Raw genomic sequence first — 25132 nt, 5'->3', positions numbered from 1 at the left:
CCTGCGGCGGGGATATTTACGGGCCGATAATAAGGGTCAGGGCTGGTCTATCGGCAGCCCGCTTGGCACGGCGTCAGGAATGCCCAGTTTTCCATCAATCGCGGCGGGGTCAGTCAGCGCGTCCAGAAACGCCACCAAGGACGTGATCTGCGCGTCTGTTATCCGGCGGGGGGCATAGGTGACGGCCTGCGCGATCGCAGCGCTATCCGCCAGGCCACGCGTGTCATCAACGGGAAGCGCGGGCAGGACCGCATTGGTCAGATCATAGGTTTCCAGCGCCGCAACCGGATCGAGATGTGCTTCAATAAAGCTGCGCAAATCGCGATGTCCGCCCGCGTGACCGTAAGGGCCGGTCAAGGCCACGTTGCGCAAGGATGGCGTGCGGAAGGCGTAGAGATCGGCAGGATCACCTGTCACGCGGAAACGGCCTTCGTCGCGGGCGTGGCTTTCAAAGCGCGCAGCCTTGCCGGGACCGATCTGGGGGGCGCCCATTGCGTGAAATTCATGATCCGTCAGGAACGGGCCGCTGTGGCAGCTTGCACATCCTGCGTCACCGTAAAACAGGTTCATGCCGGTGGCGGCGGGTTCGGGTAACGTGGCTTCGCCGCGCAGGACCGCGTCGAACGGGGCATTGTCAGAGCGCCACTCGAATTCCATGAAGGCCGCGATGGCGTTCGAGATATCGGCGAAGGTGATTTGATCGGGCGCGTCGATATGGTCATAGGTCGCGATGAAGCTGTCGGCATAGGCGGGGATGTCGCGCACGCGCTGCGAGATCAGGTCCCAAGCACCACCCTGCCCCGTGATCACGCCACGCCGCACCGCTTGGGAAATTTCATTTTCGCTATAGTGACCTGCCATTTCGTCGGGGCTGAGCACCGGAAACATGGTTTGCGCAGAAAGAAGCGAGGCAAAACCGGTGACCATATCCGCATCAAGCGGTGTCCGCAGTCCACCGGGGCGGTCGGGGTCTACCTCGATCCGGCCATCATGGAAGAGCACTGTGAACTCGTATGCGCCGAGGTTGAAGAGAGCCGGTGCATTTCGCGGTATCCGCTGTTCCGGCATATTGTCGGGGTCCGCCACACGTTTCGGCCCCAGACCGATCCCCCCGTCACCGATACCCAGTGACAAACCATCGCCTGTGCCGAAGGCCGGATGGTGGCAGGTCCCGCAAGAGACGTTGCGGTTGCCGGACAGGATGGGATCGTAGAACAAAAGCTGGCCCAAACGGGCCTCGATCTCACGTACGGGGGCGAAATCCGCCTCTGTCAAAGGTGCGGGCAGCGCGTCGCCAAAAGCGGTATCCGCAACGATGATTGCCGCTAACCCCAAGACTATGCGCATAGTACCTCCACCCGTATCCTGGCAAAGTGTTACCATGGTTTCCATTGCTTACAAGTGCGACGGATTATTCCATATGTTTGCGGATGCGATTGACCATCAGCCAGACGAAAAGCAACACGACCGGCGTTGCAAGAGCGGCCATCAGCACTTTACTGATGCCCAGCGGTTCGCTGATCGGGGCAATGACATAGAGCACCAGATTGACGGCGTAGTAGCTGATTGCCACAACCGACAGCCCCTCAACGGTGCGCTGCAGACGCAGTTGCAGATCGGCGCGTTTGTCCATGCTGGTCAGCAATTCCTGGTTTTGGGCCGAACGTTCCACATCCACCCGTGTACGCAAAAGATCACCGGCACGCAGGGCACGGTCCGACATCGCATTCAGCCGCCCTTTGGTTGAATTCACGGTCCGCATCGCAGGGTCAAAACGGCGCATCATGAATTCGCTAAAGGTCTGCCGTCCCTCAAAGCGGGCTTCGCGCAGGACTTCGATCCGCTGGTTCACGATCTTCTCGTAGGCCACTGTAGCGCCAAAACGAAACGAGGTTTGCGCGATCGTATTCTCAATCTCGGCCGACACTTCGAGCAAAGACTGCAGGACCTTGGCAGGATCGCCGTCTGATCCGCGCATATCTTCCAGAAGACCTGTGAGCTTTTCATCGAAGGCGGCCATCCGCGGGCCGAGTTCACGCGCGCGGCTCAGGCCAAGCATGGACATGGATTTATAGGTCTCGATCTCGCACAGACGCTGGACAACGCGGCCCACACGACGATTGCCGACATGCGGCCGCGCGAAAACGGCAAAACGCGTGTGTCCGGCATGGTCGATGCGAAAATCACCCGCAACAACCAGATCATTCTCAATCACCCGACTGATGGCGAGGCTTTCGGGAACAAACCATTCGCGTGCTTTCTCGATGATCCCTTCATCTCCGTCCGCCACCTCGATGCGGATCAGCGCAGAGGTGACGCGCACGCCAGGTGCAGCCTCGAGCCAGTCTTGGGGAAAAATAGAAAAGGTTGCGGCATCGAAAGGCTGATCCGCGACACCTTCACCAAAGATCGTGTAGGTCACAAACTCGGTATGACTTTCCCATTTCAGATGATGGCGTCCGATCTTTCCGAAATAGTGGGTCGCATCCGGCTGGGGATGCTGCGCGCCAAATCTGTCGAGCAGATCAATCAGATGGGTACGGTCCGCCCCGCGATCACGGCCCGCGGCGTTGCTGGCCGGTTTGATCGCAAGAAAGGCCGCACGGCTGGGTGCTCCGACAGCGGGAAACGGCCGGGCGTGCAACTCATTCGCCATCGCATAGCGCAAGGGGTGGTCGGCGATTGGGGGCATTGGCGCGCCTTTTTACTCATCAATGAACTTCAATCTAGTCGCGTTTGCGCGCAAGTAAATCAAAAAGTTATTCATTTATAATATGTTACCAGAGTACATCTGTATACCGCAGGCTGGTTTGGCGTTTGCACAGCGCACGTGACGGCACCGAATTGACAAAGAAAACCGAAACGCACAAGACCATGGACGGCATGGCACCGCTTGCGTTAGTCAGGCGCATGTCGCGTGTGATCCTTCTGAACAAACCTTTTGGCGTGCTGTCGCAGTTTACTGACGCCAAAAGCCCGACACCACGGCCCACGCTTTCTTCGTTCGTGGACGTGCCCGGGGTCTATCCTGCGGGGCGGCTGGACCGCGACAGCGAGGGGCTCTTGGTGCTGACCGACGACGGGACGTTGCAGGCCCGCATCGCGGACCCCAAAAACAAGATGAGCAAGACCTATCTGGTACAGGTCGAGGGCGCGCCAACAGACAAAGACATCGCGCCGCTGCGGGACGGCGTCACGCTCAAAGACGGCCCGACCCGCCCCGCGAAGGTCCGCCTGATTGATCCCCCCGCTTTATGGGAGCGCGATCCGCCAGTGCGGTTTCGCAAATCTGTGCCCGATACATGGATCGAGGTGACCATCAGCGAGGGGCGGAACCGACAGGTACGCCGGATGACGGCGCATATCGGCTTTCCGACACTGCGGCTGGTGCGATGGCGTGTCGGCAACTGGACGCTGGACGGAATTGAAAGCGGGGCATGGCTCGAGGCCAACCCGACATAAGTGCCGGTTCGTCGTACAGGATTGATCGGGCATGACCAGCTGTGCCAAACCACCGGCAAACCCCCACGGCGCAAAAAGGAGCCCAGGATGATTGCCTATGTTACCGTTGGTGCTGACGACATTGCGCGCGCTGCGCGGTTTTACGCAGCTTTTTTGCCTGACCTCGGTTATACGCAGCAAGAATTTCACGGTGACTTGAGTTACATCTTGCCCAAACAACCGGGGCAGTCTGTTGCCCTACCGGACTTCTATGTAAAAGCGCCCTTCGACGGGCAGCCTGCCACGGCCGGGAATGGTACAATGGTCGCATTCGCGGCGCGCAATCAGGCGCAGGTACGCGCCCTACACGCAGCAGCCGTCGCCGCCGGCGGAACCGATGAGGGTAAACCGGGTTTTCGCGCGTCCTATGGTCCGCATTTCTACGTTGGTTACCTGCGTGACCCATATGGCAACAAGATCGCGTTATTCTCGAACGACCCAAAAGAACCTGGACGTGACGCATAAGGTAAACGTGGGACTGTCAGGGCATGTCCGATTAAAAATCAGGATAAAGATTGGTGCGGTCAGGGCGCATGATCAGACAACCTGAAAAGCGCCTACCGTTCTGTAACTAAATACTTATCAGGATACGATGAAATCCCATTGTGTCTCTGACTGTCGCTGCTTTGTGTCCCGCAAATTTGAGGGCACGGCAATCCTGCCGTGCGACCAATATCGGGCTCAAGCGCGTACAACGCTATACAGCAACATACCGGGACGAACGCACCTGCTCCCCGATCCCGTGCTGCGCGTCCGCCATGCGCCGCCACACGCTGATGCCAGGCTCGTCAGCGTGCGCAGCCAGATCAGGCAGTGGGAAAGGAAAAGGCGAGCGGTGGTCATGGGGGCAACGCAAGATACTATGATCCGGAGTTGGGACTGTTCCTGCAGCCAGACTGGTGGAAGGTCACTGAATCAGATGTCGGGACGAATAGGTATGCATCCTCGGCGAATGATCCCCTGAACTTAAGCGATCCAAGTGGGAATTTGCCTGAATTTGGGTACTTTGAATATAATCATATCAATGGGACATATGCTCATCAACAACTGGCCCTCTAGGTAACTCAAAGAGCACCTAACATGCAGTCAGAAACGAGCCTCTTCAAAATTCGGGTGCTTGGAACAAGGGAGTGTTTTCGATTGATAACACCCTAACCGAGATTATTAACGGGGGCCCAGACGCTATCAATCCAAATAGTGGCGAATTCTTCGATTATATGCCGATCACTGCTTTGACGCCGGGTTCTGCTGGTCACGGCCGGGCGCTGGCACAGCAAAACGCCTGGATGGCAACGGTGGCCCAAGCAGGTGCTACTATTACACCGATGTCAGTTGCAGAAATGGAATCGCTTGTACCAGCCGGGACGTATGGTGGGCGTATCTTGGGGACCAACGGCATCACATACAATAAATACGTTTATCCAAGCCCGACGACGGCGGGTCTCATGCACTATGAGCGCATCGACTACGGGCGCACAGATGCCTATGCTCTCCGACTGATGGAGGGCATGACGGATGTAATGAACTCAACAATCCAAATGTTCCTTCCGCCAGTCTTTGGCCATACAACTCGTTTTCCCTAGGAGCGAATTCTCAAATGTCGGACCCCCAAAGCCAGTTTCTTGATATGTTGTCGGCTATTGACGACGATGCACCACTTTTCTCGTCGGTGCGATCGAAAGACAATGAAGCGCTAATAGAACGCTTCTTAGTGGGTCGGGAAGGATACCGACAGGAACTTTGCGAAGTTCTTGCTGAATCGCGGCGACAATTTCGCGCCGGAAAAATAACTGCAGAGGATCTGGAGCGCCTCCGCAAGTCGCAGAAGCTGCGGATGGGTTTTTCTATGTTTTGCAGAAGTCAAAAAGAATATGTTGCCGATAAACCTGACTTCAAATTCTCAAAGAAGGGTTTGGAGGAAACCATCACAGTTGCAAGACGTAAGTTTCTGCCGGACTTTGGACATGAGGAAACGATTAGCAGCCGAACGAGGAGGGAATACTTTCTAAGAGATACGTCAAAAGACAGTCACATTTGGTTTAACCTCGTGCTTGATTTTCGATCTGTTCCGCGGGTCAGCTTTAGTGTTGGGGTCGACGACAAGCTGAAAGGAAATGTCCCCATGTTTATGGGAGATCAACGCGGAGCCCAATTTGAAGACTACGACGGGCTTGGCTATTGGCTGGATGAATGGTTTCCATATGCTGCCGCTATGGCGAAGTATTTCGCCCCTTCAGCCGCGCCGAGGAATATCGTCGAGTAACAGCAGAGTCCGCAATTCACGGAGATTGAAGAACAACAGATGTGAACCGCGGCGAACGTTTGAGCAATTTGAAGGCTCCTCACACGATGCCTTTACCCAAACCAGCGACGTAACCGGAGCGAGCGAAGCGCCGCAATTGTTAACGCCGAATGTCGACACTATACCAGTCTCGCGTCGCAGCCTCTGTCATCCTGACCACAAAACGTTCCCCCTGATACTCAACCTCGCCTCGCTCCACTCCGTCCAGCATCATCTCGCCCACCTGCGACAAAGCTGATAGAGTGAGATCCCCATTGACCGGAGCCCCAAAATGGTAGTCGGACCAGAATTCCAGCCAGCTGTCGATAGAATGAAGTTAGCTATTGCAGCTCGCAGAGAGGAATTTGCGGGGTCGGAACCAGACGACCATGCAAAACTCATGAGAGCATTCTCATTAGCGATAGGAGTGTCCGAGGAAGAAGTAAGAGATGCTTTGCACCCAGGAAACTACGATGAGAATCCACTTCAAATGGAAAAGAAGCAGTCGATAAGAAATAAATTCACGTGGTACCTAGAAAAGGTGCATCCGATACTTGGAAGCTATGATCTACCAAAAGTGACCGCCAGTGAGGCAAAGCAGACTGTGGAGGCGAAAGTAACTCAATACCTTCCAGGTTTTGGGCTTCTAGAGATGAAGCAGGGGAAGCGTCGGTTTGATTTTGCCATTGGATCGTTGGACCATAGTTCTCCTATAAGATTTGAGTTAGTCTGGGAGACATCTCCAATTGCTTCAGTTAGAGCTCAAGTAAGGATTGGCCTTGGAATAATAGGGCAAGTCAGTGTGATCTTCTCGGACTATCGCCGAGCCCAAGTAGTGCAAAAAGACGATTTTTACTACTGGACGGATGAGTGGCTCCGTTACTGTGGTCTCTTGCGTTCATACTTAATGCGGCAGCCTGAACTCAGTGAGTGACGCGCCCCTAGTTTCCTAGACACTTGCCTTTGTCAGCTTGCGCTGTTTTTTGCAGTCAACCGGCGACCGACCTTTGGCGATACAACGAGGTTCCCATAGGAGTTACTACGTAAATGTCGGAGCCCCAAAGAAAGCGCCAGCGCCCTATTGAACGCCACCTGATCAGCGATCAGCAGAAGCCCGCTAGTCTGCACCATATCGCCCATGTTGATCGTCGAATTGCGGTATTCATCCGACCCGCGGTCAAGCTGACCGAACAGGGTCTGCCCATCGACAACCTGACCGGCCTGCTCCAGCCCATCGAGGAACGCGCGTGCTGCGGCATCGCTTTCAAGATGCGCAAAATCATCTGAGATGCCAATCAGTGTCTCGGCAGTCAGCAGTGCCGTGGCCTCTTCAACACTGATCCCCTGTTCTCGCGCAAAGACACCGGCATAAAGCCCAATCAGCTCTGCCTCTTGCACATGCAGCTGCCGGTTGTTCGCAACAGCGGATCGCGCCACCGACGCGCCCTGGTTCACGTTCACCGCATTGCCGCCAGACGTGATGTAACCGGCAAACGCCCCGATGAGCGCGGCGCGGTTCTGCTCAAACGCCATCCGCGCGGCTTCTTGTGCGCGGGCATCCATATTGGGATCCGCTTCAAAGTTTGCCGACAATTGGCCCGCGATCAGTTCGGTCCCAAAGCTGACGGCAAAGCCGGACGCGCAGCTGCCATCAAACGCTGCATTTGCGGCGCAGCCAATACCCCCATGAAGCAGCGCTGCCCCCAATCCGCCATCAACCAGATCAGAGTTGTCTTTGAGATCACCGATACCGGTCTGCAGATCGGCCATGGTGACGGCACCCGCCCCCGCCGGGCTGGCGAGCGTGAGCAACCAGATCAGGCAGGTGGCAAGAAACAGGCGGGCGGTGGTCATGCGGGCAGAGTGGCACGATGCGGGACGCATGGCCATACTGATGGCGTCATTGGCAATCCGCACTACGCCAGCTATGTCGCCAGCATGAACCATGCACACGAAGAACAACAGGATGTGGTCGAACGGGTAACTATCCAACTCGAGCTGATGATTGTGGCACTGGAGTAGGAAAGGTAGTTAAAGGTCTCGCTCTTCAAAGTGATCAGCCATTTTTGCCAAATAAGCGCGACACTCATCAAAGTTCGGATAATAATCAGCGGTGAACCGCACTTCACCATTTTCACTTACTACCAGAGCACATTTTCTCAAATTAGCCTCATCAGGTATTTCTATAGCTGGGTTACGAAAGAACATCCATGCTCGCCGATCGTTTATGCATTCATCGATTAAAGGAGGCATCCCTTCGCCTATGAAGGCTTGCCAATGTTCACGGCCTGCATCTTCTGCAAGTTTTCGTATTTCTTCAAATTTAAGCTTCGCACTAGGCATCAGTTATAACCTGGAATTACGGTCAAATTAGGTTGGAGATCAACAATCGCCCCTAACTGTGGGTCAATGTAGTGTACGGTCCCACCTCTATTTACCCCAACTATTACATGTTCAATATCAGTGCCACTTTGTTGAATGCGTACCACCGAAATTGCACCATCTCCTTGGGAAAGAAGTTCGTTGGTAACATTTGCAGGGCTGGTTGGTTGCCGAAACCCCCATGGTGCTGATGGGTTTAGATCATTGGGGACCCCATATCCATTGGAAGGACCTGCTACAGCATCTGGATTTCGTCCAGTAAGACGATCAACGGTTGCATTGACACACGAAACGCAATTTGTGTTCTCACTCGGTCCTGCACCATCAACATAATGCGGGTTCACACCGGCAAGCTCAGGAAATTCGTCCGTCATTGGACGTATGTCGCCATAGATGCCGTCAACAGCACTTCCTGTTCTATTTGGTGCAACCCCTTCCGGCAAGACTCCAGTGCGCTGGTAAGTGGCCAGGGCCTGCGGTGTGATTGTCGCTGGTGCATGCAGCATCGCCCGCAAGGCTGCGATCTCGATCCCGGCCCCCATGAACCCGTAGACCAGTTCGGCTTGCGTTGGGCTGAGACCTGCCTGCTGCAGCAAGCCACCGCCAAATGTGTCTGTCACTTCGCCAGTCCAAAGCTGCACGACACCGTGACCGGCAATGTCCGCCCCATGCGTGGCAAGGCCCGCTGCTGCGATGCAACCCAACCCGGTCGCACATGACGATGCGGCAGCACCTCCAGCGACAATTTCCAGACCGCCGCCTACGATCATGAGCACACCACCGATGCGCGCCGCCCGCGCCTCTAGCCGCGCGATTTCAGCATCAACCAGCGCCTCACATGCGCCCCCGCGAGCACTGCCACATTGTTCAGAGCGCATGTTTTCGCGCACCCGCTCATGCGCTTCCATGCGCGCGATGAAGATGTCGCCGCTCAGAACCTGCCTTTCGTCACCGGTCAGCGCGCCCCATTCCGCCAAATCCTGACGCACAGCGATGCTGCATGCGTTGACGCGCGCGCCTGCGCACATGCTGCTTGTCACTTCCTCGCGCAGTTGTGCGCGGCCAACTTCGTCCAGATTCGTGAACAAGGCAGTATCAAGCGTTTCAGCCCGGTCATATTGCAGCGCCATGAGATCAACACGGAAGTCGTCACTGAAATTGACAGCTTGGAGGCTTAGAAGCCGCATGATGTCGTCGAAGGCGCCGGACTGTTCGGCCGCTTCAATCCGGGAGAGATGGTAGAGACGGTACTGCTCGGTCTCACAGGCGGCAAACTCTGCATCAAGATCGCGACTGATCTGCTCAAACCTTTCCGCCACAGCATCGAAACAAGCGCGATCACTAGGGGCGCACTCTGCCAAAGCATCGCGATACTGCCGCAACTCGGTATGCCCGAGATAATTATTCAGCGCACCCGACTGCGCGATGCTGGCGGCGTTGCTGACGTTGACCGCCTGCCCTCCCGAGGTCGTGTAGCCCACCACTGCACCCAAGAGGTTCGCTTGTCCTGCCACATCGTTTTTCCAGGCGTTATAGACGGCGGCGTAGTCGTCATCCGACTGCCCCGGCTGCCGCTCTGGCGCGCCCTCCTGCAGCCCCGCAAAGACCGACTGCGCGATGCCCTCCTGCAGGTCCACGACAAGATGACCCGCCCCCGCCGGACTGGCCAGCGTGAGCAGCCAGATCAGGCAGTGCGCAAGGAAAAAGCGGGCGGTAGTCATGGGAGCATAGTTGCACAGCAATGGGCCGATGACCATCTGGGTCTCATCGCACAGCGCTCAGAGTACGTCAGAAGACAACGCCGCAGTCATGCGCGACATGACACAGAACTTCGCCCGCGCCCTCAACGCCAACGCAGACGCCAACGCGACCACGACCTGCGCAACACAAGCAAAACACTCCAAGCGCTCGCCGCAAAATTCACGCAGGAAACAACCTTCCTCGCGGGCGGCGGCGTGTTCTTCGCCGCAAAGGCAAACATCGAAAGAGCCGACTTCCAGCGATACGTCAACCTCGCCACCCGGGACGACGACGCATACTGGTGTGGCGGGGCAAACGCGCCCATCATCCAAGACCGCAACGGCCTCTCCTACTGCGCTATCCAGATGCCAAAGACGCGGAACCGGAAGGTGACTAAGAAGCTTCTATAGGCCTTTCATCAAATAGTCGGCCTAGGTCGTTATCAAAGTAGAGAACTTTGAATTCGGGCAATTCTCTCTGAAGGCACTCCCACAACCGCCACCCTTCTTCATTGAAGGCCAAAGCATCTTCCGGGGTTTCAAACCCAGATTGAATTGGGTCAGAACGATTCAAAGTATTGCTGTAGTCTTGGGCCCATTTGGCCAAGGCCTCTTTAGTGGTTGGCGACAACGAGAGGGTGCAAGGATCGATGTTTCCGACCTCTGACAGCCCCCAAAGTGGCCAACAATCATAGTCGGCCATCAACTTAATTTTAGGGCGCAAATCTTCCATTGTTCAGCCCTCTACGGCAGCGATGTGGGGTTTGCGCCAACGATAAACCCGTTGTCGCCTACAGTGATTGCCATGCGGTGTGTCTGCCCATTGAATGTATATTCATATATGGGGCGACCAGTTCCTGCACCTTGGTACCCGACCACATTATTGTGTTGTAGCGCCGAGAATACAGCGTCGGGGATTTGATCCTGTAAAATGCCTTTCTGTGCAAACTCATCCGCATGACGGTTAATGTGCTGCAAACCAGCCGAATTATTACCCGTTTCCAGCCAGACCGTCCGACCATCAGGTAGTTTCTGAATGTCTACAACATTCTCTGGCGTGATTTTTGCACCACTCGCTTGCAGATCATCAATCAACGCTAGCCTATTTGGAGCACCCGCCCCCGGCAACCCGTCAACCTTGCCCAGTTGGGCGACAGCGATGCCTCCGCGATAGACGAAATACGCGCCGCCGACGCCGACCGTCACGATGGCCACCCCTGCTTCGATATCATCGCGCAACGCCTCGGCTTCGGTCGCAGAATAGCCTGTCGCGACCAGACCGGCCTCGATCGCCGAAAGCTGGTTTTCGCCCGAGATCAGCGTGACCGTCCCCTCATAGGTGCGATCGACGCCCACCGCCGCATTGGCCAGGCCAAGCACACAGGTCAGCTTTGTCACAAAGCACGCCCCGGCGCTCAGGGTCTGACCGACACCCCCCAGAACCTTCATCCCGCCATCCTGCCGTTGCAGTGCTGCAAGTAGCTGCGCGGCCGCCACATCAGGGGCGAGCGTGCCGCTCTGAATGCCGCGCGCGAGCTCCAGGGCAATCATATCTAGGTTCACATCGTTGTCGAGATCATAACCGGCACCCGCCGTCCGCGCCTGAAACATCGATGGCGTGAAGCCGACGACCCGGCCCAGATCGTTGTAGGCAGAGTGCCACGCCCACTCCTCAAACTCCGCAGCTGCCGCCACATGGGCCGCGCAGGCCGGTGACGGGCCGTTCTCGCAGGCCGCCAGCATTGCAATGGTTTGTTGCGAGGACACATCCTGCAACTGACGCAACTCGGTCACCATCGCGTCATGTTCGGCAAGGGAGCAGTCGCGCGTGACGCGACAACTGTTCAACTCATCGATTAGTTTTTCGACGCGGGCGCGCTGGGTGTGATTCAGGTAATTATGCCGCGCCCCGCTTTCGGCGATGCTGGCCGCGTTGCTGACGTTGACAGCCTGCCCGCCGGAGGTCGTGTAGCCGACAACGGCCCCCAGCAGCTTGGCCTGCCCCGCGACATCGTTCTTCCAAGCGGCATAGACGGCAGCGTAGTCCTCATCGGACTGACCCAGCTGCTGCTTCGGCTCACCCTCCTGCAGCCCCGCAAAGACCGATTGCGCGATGCCCGCCGCCGCGCCGGATGCGCAATTCCCCCCGAGCCCCTCTGCCGCCGCACAGCCTACCGCGCCGTGGAGCAGTGCGTGGGGGACGCTGCCCTCGCTATAAAGCTCGCGCTCGACCCCGTCACCAACACCCGCCTGCAAGTCAGCCATGACCATGTTGACAGCAGAGGCTTTCAAGCTGCTCTCGAAGCTATCGAGGAAATCGGTTTCATAGACCGCGGAACTGAGCCCCGCAGTGATCGTTGCATCAATTCCGTGCTCGACCAGATTTGCAAAGGTCAGGTTTTTACCAAAACCAATGGATTCCTCGGCCCAGGCCATCCCCTCCCAGTCACCGCCAAAGGTGGCGAGATCGATCTTTGCTGTCAGACCAGCCGAGAGCGCAGAGAAACTGGCCTGGCCAAGAATCTCGCCCATGTCGATGTCACCGGCGACAGCGCCATCAATCACGCCGACGATCGTACTCGCGGCCATCGCATTCACCGCTGTTCCAAGTGCGGTCAGTTGTGTGGCAGCACCTGTTCCTGTCGTCAGGGCAACACCGCCGACGCCATGCAAATTTCCGGCGATGTTGAGGAAACCGCTCAGGTCCACACCCTGTGTCACCACCACCGTCAGCAGTGCCTTGAACGCGGGGCTCAGGGCTTGTTCTTTTTCATAGAAGCTATAGCTGACCAGTTCGATCGGCTCATTGATCGTGCTCTCGCGGCTCAGGACGCCCGCCAGATAGGCGTATTCGGCACCATCCGCGCCTGTGGGCAGGGCCACCTGCCGCACCAAGAATTCACCCTCTTCGGACCATTCCCCGCCCTCACGCCAGTGTGGATCCTCGTCGGTTGCGTCCTCATCTGTTGCCGCAGCGTCATCGGATTTGTCCAGATAGACGTCCGCGATGTTCATTCGCCCGCTGTCTGCGCTCTCGGCCACCCAGCCGCCGGTTTGCATGCTGTCGATCAGTGGATTGCGTACGCCGGCCAGAACGATCTGCGAGGTGATGTCGAAATTGACGCCGCCTGCCGCTTCGATCGCGTTGAATGTGACGTTTTCAGTCAGATCCTCGGACCGGATATCGGTCATGATGACACCGTTGTCTTTATGCTCGACAAGGAAGTCATACTCGACGTTGATCGCAGCCAGCAGATAAGTCGTGCCGGTGACCTGCGTGACAAATTCGCCGCCAGCGTTGAAATCCACGGCGGTCAGCGTCAGGTCCGCGCCGGAATTGATACCGATGTCACCTGCCGTATTGGCGACCGCGCCCACGCTATCGGTCACAAGGGACCGTTTGTCGCGAGAATTGGTGATCAGCCCGCCCAGATACCGCGTACTTCTGAAGCTTGATCTGGCCCTTATATCCGTCGGTGCCGTGAAGGTCGTGCTGCCGTTGACCGAAACAAGCGACAGTTGCCCCGGTGCCAGATCGCTGTTGGGAACGCCGGGTATCGTAAAGCGGCTGCCTTCGACAAAGATGTTGCGGGCTGCAACCCCGGTAATAGAGGCCCCGGTGATCGATGTCGTCCGGTTGGTTACGTTCAAGGTCTGTGACCGGGTGATTTTCTTGCGAATGATGTTGCCGCTTTTGCGTGCGTAATCGCGGAAGTACACATCCGTGACAGCGGCAAGAACCAAATCGCCGTCTTGCGCGATCAGGCCGACATTGCCGCCTGCGGTGACACTCGCACCTTCCAGCACGATGTCATTTTGCCCCGGTACATTGCCCGACGACAGAATGGTGATGTCACCTTCGGCACTCAGGCTGGTGGTAAGGTGGTCAAAGCGTTCGATCCGGTTGCGGTTCGAGCCGCTCGTCCTGCCCCGCTCGGATGCCAACGCAAGAGCCCCGATCGTAATATCGCCACCGGCCAGAAGAGTGATATTGTCGCCAGCGGTAATCTGGGCCCCGGCTGTTGTGATGGAATCGCGCGCTGTCAGCACAATGGTGCTGCCCGCCGCAAAAGTCGCCGGTTGCAGCGCGCGGTCTTCGCGGTCGGTCCAGCTCGTGCTGGGGAACAACGGCAATCTGACCAATGTTATGCCCCGCTCGGTCACGACAGTCCGCGCATCCGTAACGATTTCGATATTGTTGCCGATCACGGCGATGTTCTCGGCCGAGATTGTCCCGCTGGACGAGCGGAAGGTATCGCGGACCGCGATGCTGATTGTGTCTGTGGCGCGGATGCTGCCGGAGTTGTCAAAATTGCCGGTGTTGAAGTTCACGTTCTGACCGGTGATCATCGCACCGCTCAGACCCGCAAAACGAATTTCTGGATTGGCGAGGTAGACCTTCGGTGCAAGCACCCGCTGGCCATCAATCACGGTTTCTTCGAGCCAGATGATATCGCTGGTCAGTGCGCCGATCTGGTCAGGCGTCAAGGCCACACCGGGTGTAAGATCAAGGTTTTCAAGCGCATTGATCGCGTTGTTATACATTGCCTCGATCTGCGCGCGTTCATCAATGCCGGTGGTCAGGATCAGCTGACCGAGCAACTCTTGCAATTGCTTGCGGATCAGTTGCACTTCCGCGTAGGCATCGCCGAAGCGTTTCAGTTCCGGGTCGTACTGGATCGCGTCCAGAAAGTAATCGGACGAGACGAACTGATCCAGATCCACAAATTCCGGGCGTGTTTCGACAAGAAACTCAGCTTCCGGGTCCTGGTTCACGACCATCAGGTCCGGGTTGCCGATAGATGCGACATCGACAGTGCTGAGGTCGGTATTTGTTGTCCCAGTCAAATCTTCGGGTGCAGCCAGCGCCGTGGTTGCGCCATTCACAACATATCCCGCGATGGCTGTGCCATTGATCGCACCGCCCGCTTCGATGACGCCGAAATCCGCACCGATGAACTCAAGGCTGCCAACACCGTTATCGCGGTAGTAGTTCTGCCCGATGTTGGTCAGGCTACCGCCTGCAATCGTAATGTTGCCAAAGGCCGAAATGGTGCTGTAGGCATTCGTCGCGGCATCGGCATTGATCACGATGTTACCGGCCGAGATGATCCGGGAAGCCTCGTTTTCATAGCTGATCGCGTCACCGGCAAAGAGCTCTTCGTAACAGGTGTCGCCTTCGCAGACCGCGTCGTTCGCATCGCCGTCGGTGCGCACGCCATCGGCCAGTTCCGGTCCGATCTCATCGCGCAAATTGCCAAAGCTGACAGCGGAAATGCTGATGTCACCGGTGATTGTCTCAACCACACCGCCAAACTGGTTGGTAAAGGCGAGCGCGCGGGCGTTGCTGTCGCCACGGATCGTTACATCGCCATTGGCGACAATGCTGCCACCATTGTTAAAAATCGATTCATCGCTGCGCAGGGTGACGCCCGTGTCGCCGAACATCAGCCCCGCGTTCGTCAGATCAAGACTGGTCGTGACCAGCAAGCCCCCGTCGGTTGAGGCAAGCGTGCCAAAGTTCAGCAGACTCTCGGCTTCAATCTCGGCTGTTTCAACCGAAACAACATCAGCGCCGTTGGCGACACGAAAGGCATGGGCAATGTCAAAATCAAAACGGGTTGCGGCAATCTCGGCACCTGCGCCGACATCAAGATCGCCACCTGTGGTCAGGATGGCCGCGCTTTCGGCAACCAGATTTGCATTCGCAGCCAGCACCAGATCATCGGCGCTCGTAACGTCAATCTCTTGCGCGACCACATTGCCCTGCACCTCAACACGGTCGCTGCTGCGCACCTCGATATTCTGACTGGCGGTTGCGTTGTTCATCACCAAACGGCCATCAGCGGTGATCATCATGCCACCCGCATTGGCCGCCATGTTCTGCGGCGCACGCACGCCAACCCCGTCCTCTGTTGATGTGATGGTGATGGCATTGGCAAACATGCCACCCAGTGCGGTGGAATCGATGGCCAATGCAGGGGCCGTGGACCCGTCACTTGCCTTCTCGGTCACTTCGCCCGTCGCATAAAGCACATCATTGCGGCCCGCCACGATACGAATGCGTTGTCCGCTGACGACACCGCCCACCATGATCTGACGCGAAATCAGATCGAATGTTGTTGTATCCGAGGCATCAAGGCCCCCGGTCCCGATCTGGATGGCACCCCCGTCAACCGAAAACCCAGTCAAGGCGCCGGCTTCGACTGTCGGCGTGCCTGTCGTCAGTGTGCCACGGTTGGTATTGATAAAACCGCACCCGTCGCAGGTGATCCCGTTGGGGTTGGCAACGATGACATCAGCCTGTTGGCCGGCAACTTCTAAAAACCCGTTCAGAACTGACGGGTTTGTCGATGTGACCTCATTGAGGATGATGCTTGCCGCACCGCCGGAAAGATTACTGTTACCCTGCACTTGTCCTGCAAGATCTGTCAGGATCGTGTTGCTGTCGGCGTTGTTCAGGATCGCACCGCCAGGCCCAACGCCAAATTCGGTATAGGTATTGTGCGACAGCCCGTTCGCACCAGGCGTTGCGATCATAACCATCGGCGTACCATTTGGCGCCTGAATGACGAGCGGGCCGTTGCCATCAGCAACGATCGACTGTGCCAGCAACGGCTGTGTGCTGATCAAAGTCATGCACAGCACAGAAACCGCGTTCTTTGCATATGTCTTCAATGTGCGTGCCATATTATCATCACCTTAAAATCGGGCTGAAAGAGAAACAATGAAAATACCATCAGGGTCGAGAACGGGCGAAAGCGCCGAGGTTGTTTCCTCGTCAATCGCGATCAACCGTTGCCATGCCACATCAAACGAATAAAGACCGCCCACGGTCCGCATACCAATGGCGCCCCCTGACAAGGCCTTGCCCGCGCCCGAGCGATCAAAATCCACAACACCGGCGTCCAGCGCACCATAGACCTGAAAGCGCCCCAATTGGCTGGGGAGTTCCAGTTGAGGCGACCAAGCCATATCGTTGCGCCACACGACACCCGTATTGCCTGTGAACAGTCCGACATTCACGGCATCTACCGGTTCCAAATCGGGCCCACCATCCGGGTCGGGCCGTGCAGGTTCGCCCTCATTCGTCCAGCTTTTGACGCCGCGCACGGATGATTGGCCACCCAGACCAAAACGATAGGCCCCATAAAGGTCATCGTCACTGAATTGGCCGCGCAATGCGGATGTCAGGCTCAGAGTGCCAATCTCTGGCTGCCACGGCCGGAAATAGCTGATTTCGAAATCACTCAATGAAAACTGCGGGTTCGCCGAGGAAAACGGATCGCCCTTTTCTTCGGCGCCAAAGGCCGAAAGCCCCTGCTCATATCCGAGCCGCGTTGTCAGGCTGCCGCCCCAGACGCTGCGTTCATGTTCAAGATCAAGGCGCGCGCTGGCCAGTGTCCGGCTTGAGGCGTTGATCTCAATTTCTGCAATGCGGTTCACGTTGTCGCGGTATTCGACGTTGCCGGACAGAGTTGTTTTGCTGGTCTGATTGCGGTGCATGACACGGCTCAGGCCGATGTCCGCCGTCGTTGTCCAGCCATCGGTGCCAATCGCGGTAATCGGGCCCAAAGTGTCGGTTTCATAGCTGGAATACCGATAGTTTCCCGTCAGCGCCCACCGCCCGTAAGGCAAGCGGAGCGACCCACCGATGGCTTCGGTTCCGGCGCCGCCTGTGTCTGGCGAAAACGGGTATTCCTCAGACCCGCGCGACAGGTTGAGCGACCATGTCTCATTCAGCCCCAGCAGATGATCATAGGTCAGATCAATGGTGCCGACATATTCGCCATTATCCGGTGTTCCGCCGTTGTTGGCCCCGATCCGCGCGGTCCAGGGCCGCTCGGCCACTGCTGTCACCTCAAGCACAGACTGGCCTTCTTCCGCACCCGCGCTGATCTCCATCGTCGCGTTGTAAGATGGCATCGCGCGGATAATCTCCAATCCTTGCTCGATCTCGCGCAGGTTGGCCGCTTTACCGCTCAGGTCTGGAAACACAATCGCTTCCCAGAGGGGGCGGGTCTCACCATTAAAGGTAACAGCTGACAATTCACCCTCAACCACCGTGATATCCAGCGACCGATCCGCAATGTTTTGCTCGGGCAGATAGGCGCGTGCGGTAACATAGCCCTTGTCAACATAGAGGAATGTAATCGCCTCGAGCGCGCCATTGATCCCGTCTATGTCCAGACACTGCCCGCGAAAGGGGGCAAGGGCCGCGTCGGTCTCGGCAGCACGCAACAATGTGACGCCCGTCACCTCAATCGTATCAATCGGAATACAATTAACCTGCGCCTGAGCGACACCGGCTAGCAACCCGAATGCGCCACTCAGTGCGGTAAAGCGGGAACGGTGAACCAAAGCCTCGATCAATTCTCTTGCTCAGCGCCCTCTGCGAGGATCCGCGCCTCGGTCCACGCGCGCGCCATGGCCTGACCAGCCGCGACCTGTTCAGCAGTGAGTTGTGCTTCGATTTCGTCCCGCAGCACGCCCGCATCCGCCAGACCACGCACAACCGCCAAGTTGGCATAGGAATAGGCCGTAACCGGATCAGGGGACGCCCCGATCATCAACAGCTTGGCGTATTCAAACATGCCGCCTGCATTCCCGAGATCAGCAGATTGCTTCAAATACACGGCTGCCTGCTCAACGTTGCCACTTGCAAGTGCGGTCTGACCCAGCACGTTCATCGCCAGAATGTTGCCCTGATCGGCGGCGCGCTGCCAATATGACAGGGCCCGCGCATCATCAGGCCCTACTCCGCGACCGGCGCGATATGCCAAACCACAGTTCAACTGACCATCGGCATCGCCCGCATCGGCAGCTTCGCAAAGAAGCCGGGTGCCTTCTTCATAATCCCTAAGCAAGACGCGCCCCTCGTGATACATGAGGCCAAGTCGGACCTGCGCTTTTATCGATCCACCCTCGGCGGCGGCAGCATACAAGTTGGCCGCGCGCATCTCGTCTTGCTCGGTACCCAGCCCCAATTCAAACAAGCGGCCCAGATAAAACGCGCCTTCGCTGTCGCCTGCTTCATAAGCGGCAGCAAATTCTGTGGCCGCACCGGATACATCTCCTGCGTCCAAAAGCTCAACACCCTGCGCGACATCGGCAGCAGCGGGGATTGTCCATAAAAAGGGAACAAAAGCTAATAAAGTATAATGAAAACAACGCATAGCAGAACCAATCTGTGAAGAATTATGCGTACTGATAAAACAACCAAGAGACGAATCGTCAACACCGAAGTAGCTATTTCTTAACTCTGTGTCTGACATCAGAACGAAGGTTTCTGCGACATGCAGTATGTTCATGGATGAGGCGCGTTCGACAACGCGGCATCTCGGCAATTGCCCTCGCCGCAACCGCCATCAGCGGGTTATGAGTCCTGACCCTGGGGGACTTCGACGGAATCTGAGAACACCAGTCGCAAGCCGGATGATGTGATTGATTATGCTTGTGAGAGCCCTTTTGTCTCGATTGTGTGCTGCAATGCGTGTCGCAGGTGGCCGGCTAGCGCCGACTAATCAAGTATATATGGAATTTTGCAAAGTTCTGGTGCGGTCGGGGGGACTCGAACCCCCACGAGTGTTACCTCACAGCGACCTCAACGCTGCGCGTCTACCAATTCCGCCACGACCGCAAGACCACTAGCTTGGTAAGTGCGGCACTCATAGACGAGGCGTTTTGCGATGCCAAGAGGGAAAACACCCCCTTTTCAACGCAACATGCCGACGTTACCTGACGTGTATGGTGGAATGGATCACAACAGACGGCCTGACCGATTACCAAGAGGCGCTGTCCTTTATGGAAACCCGTGTTGCGGGCATTATTGAGGGCACCGCGGATGAGTGTATCTGGCTGCTTGAACATCCCCCGCTTTACACCTCGGGCACCTCGGCAAAACCTGATGATCTGGTCGATCCAGACCGTTTTCCTGTTCATGAGGCGCGGCGCGGCGGAGAATACACATACCACGGCCCGGGGCAGCGGGTGGTTTATGTGATGCTCGATGTCGGCAAACGCGGGCATGACGTGCGCCGGTTTGTCAAAGATCTTGAAGCATGGGTGATCGCGACACTCGAGACTTTCAACATCAAAGGCGAAATCCGTGAAGGACGCGTCGGTGTCTGGGTGGAACGACCTGAAAAACCGCGAAACGCCGACGGCTCATGTGCAGAAGACAAAATCGCAGCCCTTGGTATCCGCCTGCGCAAATGGGTGTCGCTTCACGGGATGTCGATCAATGTAGAACCGGACCTGAGCCACTTTGAGGGTATCGTTCCCTGCGGGATTCGTGATCACGGCGTTACATCGCTCGTTGACTTGGGGCTTCCGGTCACGATGGACGATGTGGACGTGGCGCTGCGGCAGACCTTCAACAGTCAATTTCGCCAATAGCCCGCTTCTTCAGTGCCAGTGACGCAACGGCATTTCGACCTTAACACTGCAGACCCGCGTGAGTGCCAATACACTTTATCGCCGATGCAGCAGGGGCTTTCTGGCTTTCTTGCGGCAAACGACTAGATTGTGTCACCAAGTAGGCAAGGATATGGTCGAAACGCCAGATTTGCTATAAATTTCTAGCCTTTAGGATAGGTATTTTTTTGCGCATGAACCATTTAAGACACGACTCAGGACATTCGTCGCGGATAAATCGTGGGTTTTTACATAGTTGGAGTTTGGTAAATGTTTGAATTGTTTCTTATCGTCCTTTTGGTCGTCGTCGCATTGATTGGTCCATCATCACAGCGACCTTCGGCAGTCAAGAAAAGTCAGTTGGCGCAGATCAGCGAATAAGCCTGATAAAACGGGTCTTCTGGAAACGAGGCACATTTCTACAAAAGGCAATAAAATCACTTCGACGAGCGTTTACGGCCGTCAACGCATCTGATACCGACATATCATTCGCGCCCCCCCAAGAATGTACTGGTATGACGATGTCGCGGTCTATCTACGAAAAAATGTACTTTATACTGTCACAAGCAATTTCGTTGTTTGTGGGTGCGGTGTTTTTGACGATCGGACTAAGCGGCAGTTTCGGAATCTTCTTAGAGCCGATTTCCGAGATATCTTTCCTGATCGAACCGTTGGGTTTTGGTGCATATTACGACCATCTGTACTGGAACCTTTTGACCGCAGCCGGTGTATGGTTGATCCTGTTTTTGTGGGTCAGGGCAGCCGCAGTGTTTTCAATCGGGCTTATCGTTTTCAAATGGGCCGTGATCGAATACGGGATCGCTTTGTAGCGGCTTTGATTGCAGCGCAGACACATCGCCTGCGCTATAAATCAGCTTCGAAATCCGCAATCAAAGACGCGACGACAGCGTCGTGCGCCTCTTTGTCAGTCGCACCTGCCTGCTTGGACGCCGAAAAGACCTTACGCTGATGGTCTGCGCTCGTGCCATTGGCCACGATGTCACGGGCGGCGTTCACTTCGGCCTCACACGCGAGGGCGACAGCATCTTCTGCGATCAGCGCAAGAATCTCGTCCACGGCTTGCGCAAACGGGATCAACGCCTTGCGGCCAAAGTCGATCAGGCCCTCCGAAGTGCCGTAACGCTGCGCACGCCATCGGTTTTCGCCGATCATGAAATTCTGGACCACCGGCCAACCCGCGCTCGTCTGCGACCTTCGCCACAGCATGCGCGTCAGGCACTGCGTCAACGCCGCCAATGTCAGCGTCACCTCCATCCGCGGAGCGACGTCGCAGATGCGGGATTCGATTGTGGGAAATTTTGACGATGGGCGCAGGTCCCACCAGATTTTTGAAGCGTCCTCAATCAGCCCAAGGTCAATCAACGTATCAACCGTTGACGAAAACTCGGCCCAGTCGGCCATCGCGGGCGGCAGGCCGGTGCGGGGCAGATTGTCAAACACCGTTAGACGATAGGATTTCATGCCTGTATCTTCGCCCTGCCAATAGGGCGAAGAGGTGGAAAGCGCATGAAGGTGCGGCAGAAAGTACTTGAGCTTATTGACCAAATCGATGCGCATATCCTGATCAGGGATGCCCACATGGACATGCATCCCGCAAATCAGCATCCGCCGCGCGACGCCGCCAAGGTCGCGGCGCAATTGATGATAACGTTCCTTGTCGGTGTGGTGCTGCTCTTTCCAGTCTGCAAACGGATGGCAAGAGGCGGCGATGGGCGCTAACCCATAGTCGGCTGCATGGCGCGCCACCGTGCGGCGCAGATGCGCCAGATCGCGGCGCGCCTCACCGATCGTCTGACAAACCCCTGTCCCGATTTCGATCTGGCATTGCAGGAACTCGGGGCTCACTTGCCCCTCAAGGTCTTTCTTGCAGGCCGCAATCAGACTGTCTGGCGCTTGCGCCAAAGCAAATGTCGTCTGATCGACCAGCAGGTATTCCTCTTCGATGCCAATCGTGAATGGCGGGGTTTTGTCTGCCATGCGTTACCTCCTGTTTCTGCTTTACCCTAGCGGGCATTGTTTCATCTGTCAGCGCAACACATCAATTCCACCACTTGCCTGCGCCAAATTAACCCAGCCAAATCGGCGCATCCTTTGTTGCTCCTTAAGCATCAACGCATTAGAACCAGAGCAAATGTGCGTCGGGCAACGACTCGGCGACATCAAAAGTAGCCAATACGAGGAGAGCCAAAATGGCAGACGCAGCCATCCACGGCGATGCACACGAAGACGAGCGCGGTTTCTTCACCCGCTGGTTTATGTCCACAAACCACAAAGATATCGGCATCTTGTACCTGTTTACCGCAGGTTTCTTGGGCTTTGTCTCGGTGGCGTTCACCGTCTACATGCGCATGGAGCTGATGGAGCCCGGCGTGCAGTACATGTGCCTTGAAGGCGCACGTTTCACAGCGGCAGCCGCCGGTGAATGTACGCCAAATGGCCACCTCTGGAACGTTTTGATCACCTATCATGGTGTCCTGATGATGTTTTTTGTGGTTATTCCGGCCCTTTTCGGTGGTTTCGGTAACTACTTCATGCCGTTGCAGATCGGTGCGCCGGACATGGCGTTTCCCCGCCTGAATAACCTGTCCTACTGGATGTTTGTCGCAGGTGCCTCGCTTGGCATCGCGTCGATGCTGGCCCCAGGCGGTAACGGTCAGGCCGGTTCCGGCGTTGGTTGGGTTATGTATGCGCCGCTGTCGACCTCGGAAACCGGCATGTCGATGGACCTTGCGATCTTTGCGGTCCACCTGTCGGGTGCATCCTCAATCCTTGGCGCGATCAACATGATCACGACCTTCCTGAACATGCGCGCACCTGGCATGACGCTGCACAAGGTGCCGCTCTTTGCATGGTCGATCTTCGTGACCGCATGGCTGATCCTTCTCGCCCTGCCCGTTCTGGCTGGCGCGATCACGATGCTGCTGACAGACCGTAACTTTGGCACGACCTTCTTCCAGCCCGAAGGCGGTGGTGACCCAGTTCTGTACCAACACATCCTGTGGTTCTTCGGTCACCCCGAGGTTTACATCATCATCATCCCCGGCTTTGGTATCATCAGCCACATCATTGCAACCTTCAGCCGCAAGCCGATCTTCGGCTACCTGCCGATGGTTTATGCGATGGTCGCGATTGGTGTTCTGGGCTTCGTCGTTTGGGCGCACCACATGTACACCGTGGGCATGTCGCTGACACAGCAGTCCTACTTTATGCTGGCCACGATGGTCATCGCGGTACCGACAGGTGTGAAGATCTTCAGCTGGATCGCCACGATGTGGGGTGGTTCGGTTGAGTTCAAGACACCTATGCTCTGGGCGATGGGCTTCTTGTTCCTGTTCACCTTGGGCGGTGTGACCGGCATCGTGTTGTCGCAGGCCGGTGTGGACCGCGTGTACCACGACACTTACTATGTCGTTGCACACTTCCACTATGTGATGAGCCTTGGTGCGGTCTTCTCGATCTTCGCGGGTATCTACTTCTACCTGCCAAAGATGTCGGGCCGCATGTACCCTGAGTGGGCCGGCAAGCTGCACTTCTGGACGATGTTCATCGGTGCAAACCTGACATTCTTCCCGCAGCACTTCCTGGGCCGTCAGGGCATGCCTCGCCGCTACATCGACTACCCCGAAGCCTTCGCTTACTGGAACTATGTCTCCAGCTGGGGTGCCTTCCTGTCTTTCGCCTCCTTCCTGTTCTTCATCGGCGTGATGGTCTGGACCCTGACAAAGGGCAAGCGCGTCACCGAGAACAACCCTTGGAACGAATATGCAGACACACTGGAGTGGACACTGCCAAGCCCACCACCAGAGCACACATTCGAGACACTGCCAAAGCAGTCCGACTGGGACAAGCAGCACGCGCACTAAGCGAGAGTATAGACAAGAAAGAGGGCCCCGTTGGGGGCCCTCTTTTGTTTGACTTTCCCGTGTTTGCTTGAACATGAAATATGAGAAATGGCCCTATGCCTCTACCATGTTACTTCATCAATCTAGACCGTTCAGTTGCACGACGCGAACACATGGAAACAACGTTCCGTTCCCTGTCGCTCAAGGCGACGCGGGTCAGCGCGATCGATGGGCGAAATGCTGACCTGGAAGAATGGCGCCTGACTGCATCCGAAGAACGCTGGCACCGGACACTGACCGGACCAGAGATTGGCTGCTTTCTGAGCCACCGCAAGACCTGGCAAATGATCGTAGACCAACCTGACGCATATGCGGCTGTGTTCGAGGACGACATTCAACTCTCGTCGGACGCCGCGACACTTCTTGGGCAAGCTGACTGGATCCCAGAGTCTGCCGAATGCGTGAAGATTGATACGTCAAGCGTCGGTGGAATATTCGACCATCAACGAGAAACTGGTTTTCGCGATTTCACGCTGATGACATCGCGCGGGGACCTTCGCGGAACTGCGGGCTACATTATCTCTCGCCGTGCTGCCCAGAGCCTCCTGGATCAGACGCCAAGACCACTTGCGCCGATTGACGTCCAGATGTTCAATCGGACCCACGCGACCTTTTTGAACTGGGACTTTCTTCAATTGATACCAGCGCTTTGCATTCAACAATCTCTGGACCAAGAGAATGCCTTTCTTCCCGCCAACGCAGAAATATCGCTTATCGCCCAAGGCAAACCGCGGATGAAATTCGGATACAAGAAGGTCCTGCGCGAACTGAAACGACCATTCAATCAGTTGCATGCACAGTTATCAAAGTATTCGTTCTGGAAAGTTTTCTCGAATACACCCCAAAGGGTCCCATTCAGGAAGTAAGGGCCTATATGGTATTCAGGACAA

The 25132-nt window shown here is 56.4% G+C and carries 21 protein-coding genes and 1 tRNA gene; 11 read left to right on the top strand and 11 right to left on the bottom strand.

What is annotated here, in order from left to right; translation table 11 throughout:
• Nucleotides 1-36: 36 nt before the first annotated feature.
• Nucleotides 37-1347 carry a cytochrome-c peroxidase gene (locus B0B09_RS01250; RefSeq protein ID WP_076658031.1) on the bottom strand — a complete coding sequence of 437 codons (1311 nt, stop codon included), beginning with the start codon at nucleotides 1345-1347 and terminating at the stop codon, nucleotides 37-39.
• A 64-nt stretch (nucleotides 1348-1411) separates the two neighbouring features.
• A complete protein-coding gene (locus tag B0B09_RS01245; protein ID WP_076658030.1) occupies nucleotides 1412-2692 on the bottom strand; it encodes a DUF3422 family protein in 1281 nt (426 codons plus the stop codon).
• Between the two features lie 218 nt (nucleotides 2693-2910).
• Here B0B09_RS01245 and B0B09_RS01240 point away from each other — a divergent pair, with 218 nt between their 5' ends.
• The 6 genes from B0B09_RS01240 (at nucleotide 2911) to B0B09_RS01215 (ending at nucleotide 6716) form a co-directional block, all read left to right on the top strand.
• Nucleotides 2911-3462, top strand: a complete 552-nt coding sequence (locus tag B0B09_RS01240; protein WP_076659722.1) for a pseudouridine synthase — start codon at nucleotides 2911-2913, stop codon at nucleotides 3460-3462.
• An 87-nt stretch (nucleotides 3463-3549) separates the two neighbouring features.
• Complete coding sequence (locus B0B09_RS01235) at nucleotides 3550-3966, top strand: VOC family protein (RefSeq protein WP_076658029.1); 417 nt, start codon at nucleotides 3550-3552, stop codon at nucleotides 3964-3966.
• A gap of 348 nt (nucleotides 3967-4314) precedes the next feature.
• Nucleotides 4315-4560 carry an RHS repeat-associated core domain-containing protein gene (locus B0B09_RS18200; protein WP_076658028.1) on the top strand — a complete coding sequence of 82 codons (246 nt, stop codon included), beginning with the start codon at nucleotides 4315-4317 and terminating at the stop codon, nucleotides 4558-4560.
• 71 nt (nucleotides 4561-4631) lie between these two features.
• Complete coding sequence (locus tag B0B09_RS01225) at nucleotides 4632-5084, top strand: hypothetical protein (RefSeq protein WP_076658027.1); 453 nt, start codon at nucleotides 4632-4634, stop codon at nucleotides 5082-5084.
• Between the two features lie 14 nt (nucleotides 5085-5098).
• A complete protein-coding gene (locus B0B09_RS01220) occupies nucleotides 5099-5764 on the top strand; it encodes a hypothetical protein (protein ID WP_076658026.1) in 666 nt (221 codons plus the stop codon).
• 310 nt (nucleotides 5765-6074) lie between these two features.
• Nucleotides 6075-6716 carry a hypothetical protein gene (locus B0B09_RS01215; RefSeq protein WP_076658025.1) on the top strand — a complete coding sequence of 214 codons (642 nt, stop codon included), beginning with the start codon at nucleotides 6075-6077 and terminating at the stop codon, nucleotides 6714-6716.
• Between the two features lie 32 nt (nucleotides 6717-6748).
• Here the strand turns inward: B0B09_RS01215 and B0B09_RS01210 are convergent, their stop codons facing one another.
• A complete protein-coding gene (locus B0B09_RS01210) occupies nucleotides 6749-7636 on the bottom strand; it encodes a hypothetical protein (RefSeq protein ID WP_076658024.1) in 888 nt (295 codons plus the stop codon).
• A gap of 9 nt (nucleotides 7637-7645) precedes the next feature.
• On the opposite strand from B0B09_RS01210, the gene B0B09_RS17825 reads away from it, so the two are divergent.
• A complete protein-coding gene (locus B0B09_RS17825) occupies nucleotides 7646-7804 on the top strand; it encodes a hypothetical protein (protein WP_165689274.1) in 159 nt (52 codons plus the stop codon).
• A 9-nt stretch (nucleotides 7805-7813) separates the two neighbouring features.
• Here B0B09_RS17825 and B0B09_RS17755 read toward each other — a convergent pair whose 3' ends face one another.
• From B0B09_RS17755 to B0B09_RS01175, 7 genes are all read right to left on the bottom strand, one after another.
• On the bottom strand, nucleotides 7814-8125 hold the full coding sequence (locus tag B0B09_RS17755; RefSeq protein WP_131824979.1) for a hypothetical protein: 312 nt from the start codon (nucleotides 8123-8125) through the stop codon (nucleotides 7814-7816).
• On the bottom strand, nucleotides 8125-9885 hold the full coding sequence (locus B0B09_RS01205) for a toxin glutamine deamidase domain-containing protein (RefSeq protein WP_165689273.1): 1761 nt from the start codon (nucleotides 9883-9885) through the stop codon (nucleotides 8125-8127). The genes B0B09_RS17755 and B0B09_RS01205 overlap by 1 nt, the downstream gene beginning before the upstream one ends.
• 412 nt (nucleotides 9886-10297) lie before the next feature.
• Complete coding sequence (locus tag B0B09_RS01195; protein WP_076658021.1) at nucleotides 10298-10636, bottom strand: immunity protein CdiI family protein; 339 nt, start codon at nucleotides 10634-10636, stop codon at nucleotides 10298-10300.
• An 11-nt stretch (nucleotides 10637-10647) separates the two neighbouring features.
• Nucleotides 10648-16593 carry a two-partner secretion domain-containing protein gene (locus B0B09_RS01190; protein WP_076658020.1) on the bottom strand — a complete coding sequence of 1982 codons (5946 nt, stop codon included), beginning with the start codon at nucleotides 16591-16593 and terminating at the stop codon, nucleotides 10648-10650.
• Nucleotides 16594-16605: 12 nt separating this feature from the next.
• Nucleotides 16606-18264 (bottom strand): ShlB/FhaC/HecB family hemolysin secretion/activation protein, encoded by a 1659-nt coding sequence (locus B0B09_RS01185; RefSeq protein WP_165689272.1) that lies wholly within the window; start codon nucleotides 18262-18264, stop codon nucleotides 16606-16608.
• Between the two features lie 8 nt (nucleotides 18265-18272).
• Entirely contained in the window at nucleotides 18273-18989 is a 717-nt protein-coding gene (locus tag B0B09_RS01180; protein ID WP_242654316.1) for a tetratricopeptide repeat protein, read from the bottom strand.
• Between the two features lie 467 nt (nucleotides 18990-19456).
• Nucleotides 19457-19543, bottom strand: a tRNA-Leu gene (locus tag B0B09_RS01175).
• 107 nt (nucleotides 19544-19650) lie between these two features.
• Here B0B09_RS01175 and lipB point away from each other — a divergent pair.
• Together lipB and B0B09_RS01165 are read left to right on the top strand one after the other, a co-directional pair.
• Complete coding sequence (lipB, locus tag B0B09_RS01170; protein ID WP_076658017.1) at nucleotides 19651-20301, top strand: lipoyl(octanoyl) transferase LipB; 651 nt, start codon at nucleotides 19651-19653, stop codon at nucleotides 20299-20301.
• A 563-nt stretch (nucleotides 20302-20864) separates the two neighbouring features.
• Nucleotides 20865-21149 (top strand): hypothetical protein, encoded by a 285-nt coding sequence (locus B0B09_RS01165; RefSeq protein WP_131824978.1) that lies wholly within the window; start codon nucleotides 20865-20867, stop codon nucleotides 21147-21149.
• 34 nt (nucleotides 21150-21183) lie between these two features.
• Here the strand turns inward: B0B09_RS01165 and B0B09_RS01160 are convergent, their stop codons facing one another.
• Entirely contained in the window at nucleotides 21184-22317 is a 1134-nt protein-coding gene (locus B0B09_RS01160; RefSeq protein ID WP_076658015.1) for a carboxylate-amine ligase, read from the bottom strand.
• 212 nt (nucleotides 22318-22529) lie between these two features.
• Here B0B09_RS01160 and ctaD point away from each other — a divergent pair, with 212 nt between their 5' ends.
• Together ctaD and B0B09_RS01150 are read left to right on the top strand one after the other, a co-directional pair.
• Nucleotides 22530-24203, top strand: a complete 1674-nt coding sequence (ctaD, locus tag B0B09_RS01155) for a cytochrome c oxidase subunit I (protein WP_076658014.1) — start codon at nucleotides 22530-22532, stop codon at nucleotides 24201-24203.
• Between the two features lie 80 nt (nucleotides 24204-24283).
• A complete protein-coding gene (locus B0B09_RS01150; RefSeq protein WP_084190695.1) occupies nucleotides 24284-25108 on the top strand; it encodes a glycosyltransferase family 25 protein in 825 nt (274 codons plus the stop codon).
• Nucleotides 25109-25132: the final 24 nt, after the last annotated feature.

Origin of the sequence: Yoonia rosea (assembly GCF_900156505.1) — a bacterium.
Classification (GTDB): Bacteria; Pseudomonadota; Alphaproteobacteria; order Rhodobacterales; family Rhodobacteraceae; genus Yoonia; species Yoonia rosea.
The sequence above is the reverse complement of the archived record's forward strand: the minus strand, read 5'-3'. Positions and strand labels throughout refer to the sequence as shown.

What these genes read in the sequence shown, in the direction of transcription:
- B0B09_RS01240 (WP_076659722.1), top strand. Translation starts at nt 2,911, where the DNA reads ATGTCGCGTGTGATCCTTCTGAACAAACCTTTTGGCGTGCTGTCGCAG.
- B0B09_RS01165 (WP_131824978.1), top strand. Translation starts at nt 20,865, where the DNA reads ATGTACTTTATACTGTCACAAGCAATTTCGTTGTTTGTGGGTGCGGTG.
- B0B09_RS01250 (WP_076658031.1), bottom strand. Translation starts at nt 1,347, where the DNA reads ATGCGCATAGTCTTGGGGTTAGCGGCAATCATCGTTGCGGATACCGCT.
- B0B09_RS01220 (WP_076658026.1), top strand. Translation starts at nt 5,099, where the DNA reads ATGTCGGACCCCCAAAGCCAGTTTCTTGATATGTTGTCGGCTATTGAC.
- B0B09_RS01215 (WP_076658025.1), top strand. Translation starts at nt 6,075, where the DNA reads ATGGTAGTCGGACCAGAATTCCAGCCAGCTGTCGATAGAATGAAGTTA.
- B0B09_RS01235 (WP_076658029.1), top strand. Translation starts at nt 3,550, where the DNA reads ATGATTGCCTATGTTACCGTTGGTGCTGACGACATTGCGCGCGCTGCG.
- B0B09_RS01150 (WP_084190695.1), top strand. Translation starts at nt 24,284, where the DNA reads ATGAGAAATGGCCCTATGCCTCTACCATGTTACTTCATCAATCTAGAC.
- B0B09_RS17755 (WP_131824979.1), bottom strand. Translation starts at nt 8,125, where the DNA reads ATGCCTAGTGCGAAGCTTAAATTTGAAGAAATACGAAAACTTGCAGAA.
- B0B09_RS01205 (WP_165689273.1), bottom strand. Translation starts at nt 9,885, where the DNA reads ATGACTACCGCCCGCTTTTTCCTTGCGCACTGCCTGATCTGGCTGCTC.
- B0B09_RS01245 (WP_076658030.1), bottom strand. Translation starts at nt 2,692, where the DNA reads ATGCCCCCAATCGCCGACCACCCCTTGCGCTATGCGATGGCGAATGAG.
- ctaD (WP_076658014.1), top strand. Translation starts at nt 22,530, where the DNA reads ATGGCAGACGCAGCCATCCACGGCGATGCACACGAAGACGAGCGCGGT.
- B0B09_RS01160 (WP_076658015.1), bottom strand. Translation starts at nt 22,317, where the DNA reads ATGGCAGACAAAACCCCGCCATTCACGATTGGCATCGAAGAGGAATAC.
- lipB (WP_076658017.1), top strand. Translation starts at nt 19,651, where the DNA reads ATGGTGGAATGGATCACAACAGACGGCCTGACCGATTACCAAGAGGCG.
- B0B09_RS01195 (WP_076658021.1), bottom strand. Translation starts at nt 10,636, where the DNA reads ATGGAAGATTTGCGCCCTAAAATTAAGTTGATGGCCGACTATGATTGT.
- B0B09_RS01210 (WP_076658024.1), bottom strand. Translation starts at nt 7,636, where the DNA reads ATGACCACCGCCCGCCTGTTTCTTGCCACCTGCCTGATCTGGTTGCTC.
- B0B09_RS01190 (WP_076658020.1), bottom strand. Translation starts at nt 16,593, where the DNA reads ATGGCACGCACATTGAAGACATATGCAAAGAACGCGGTTTCTGTGCTG.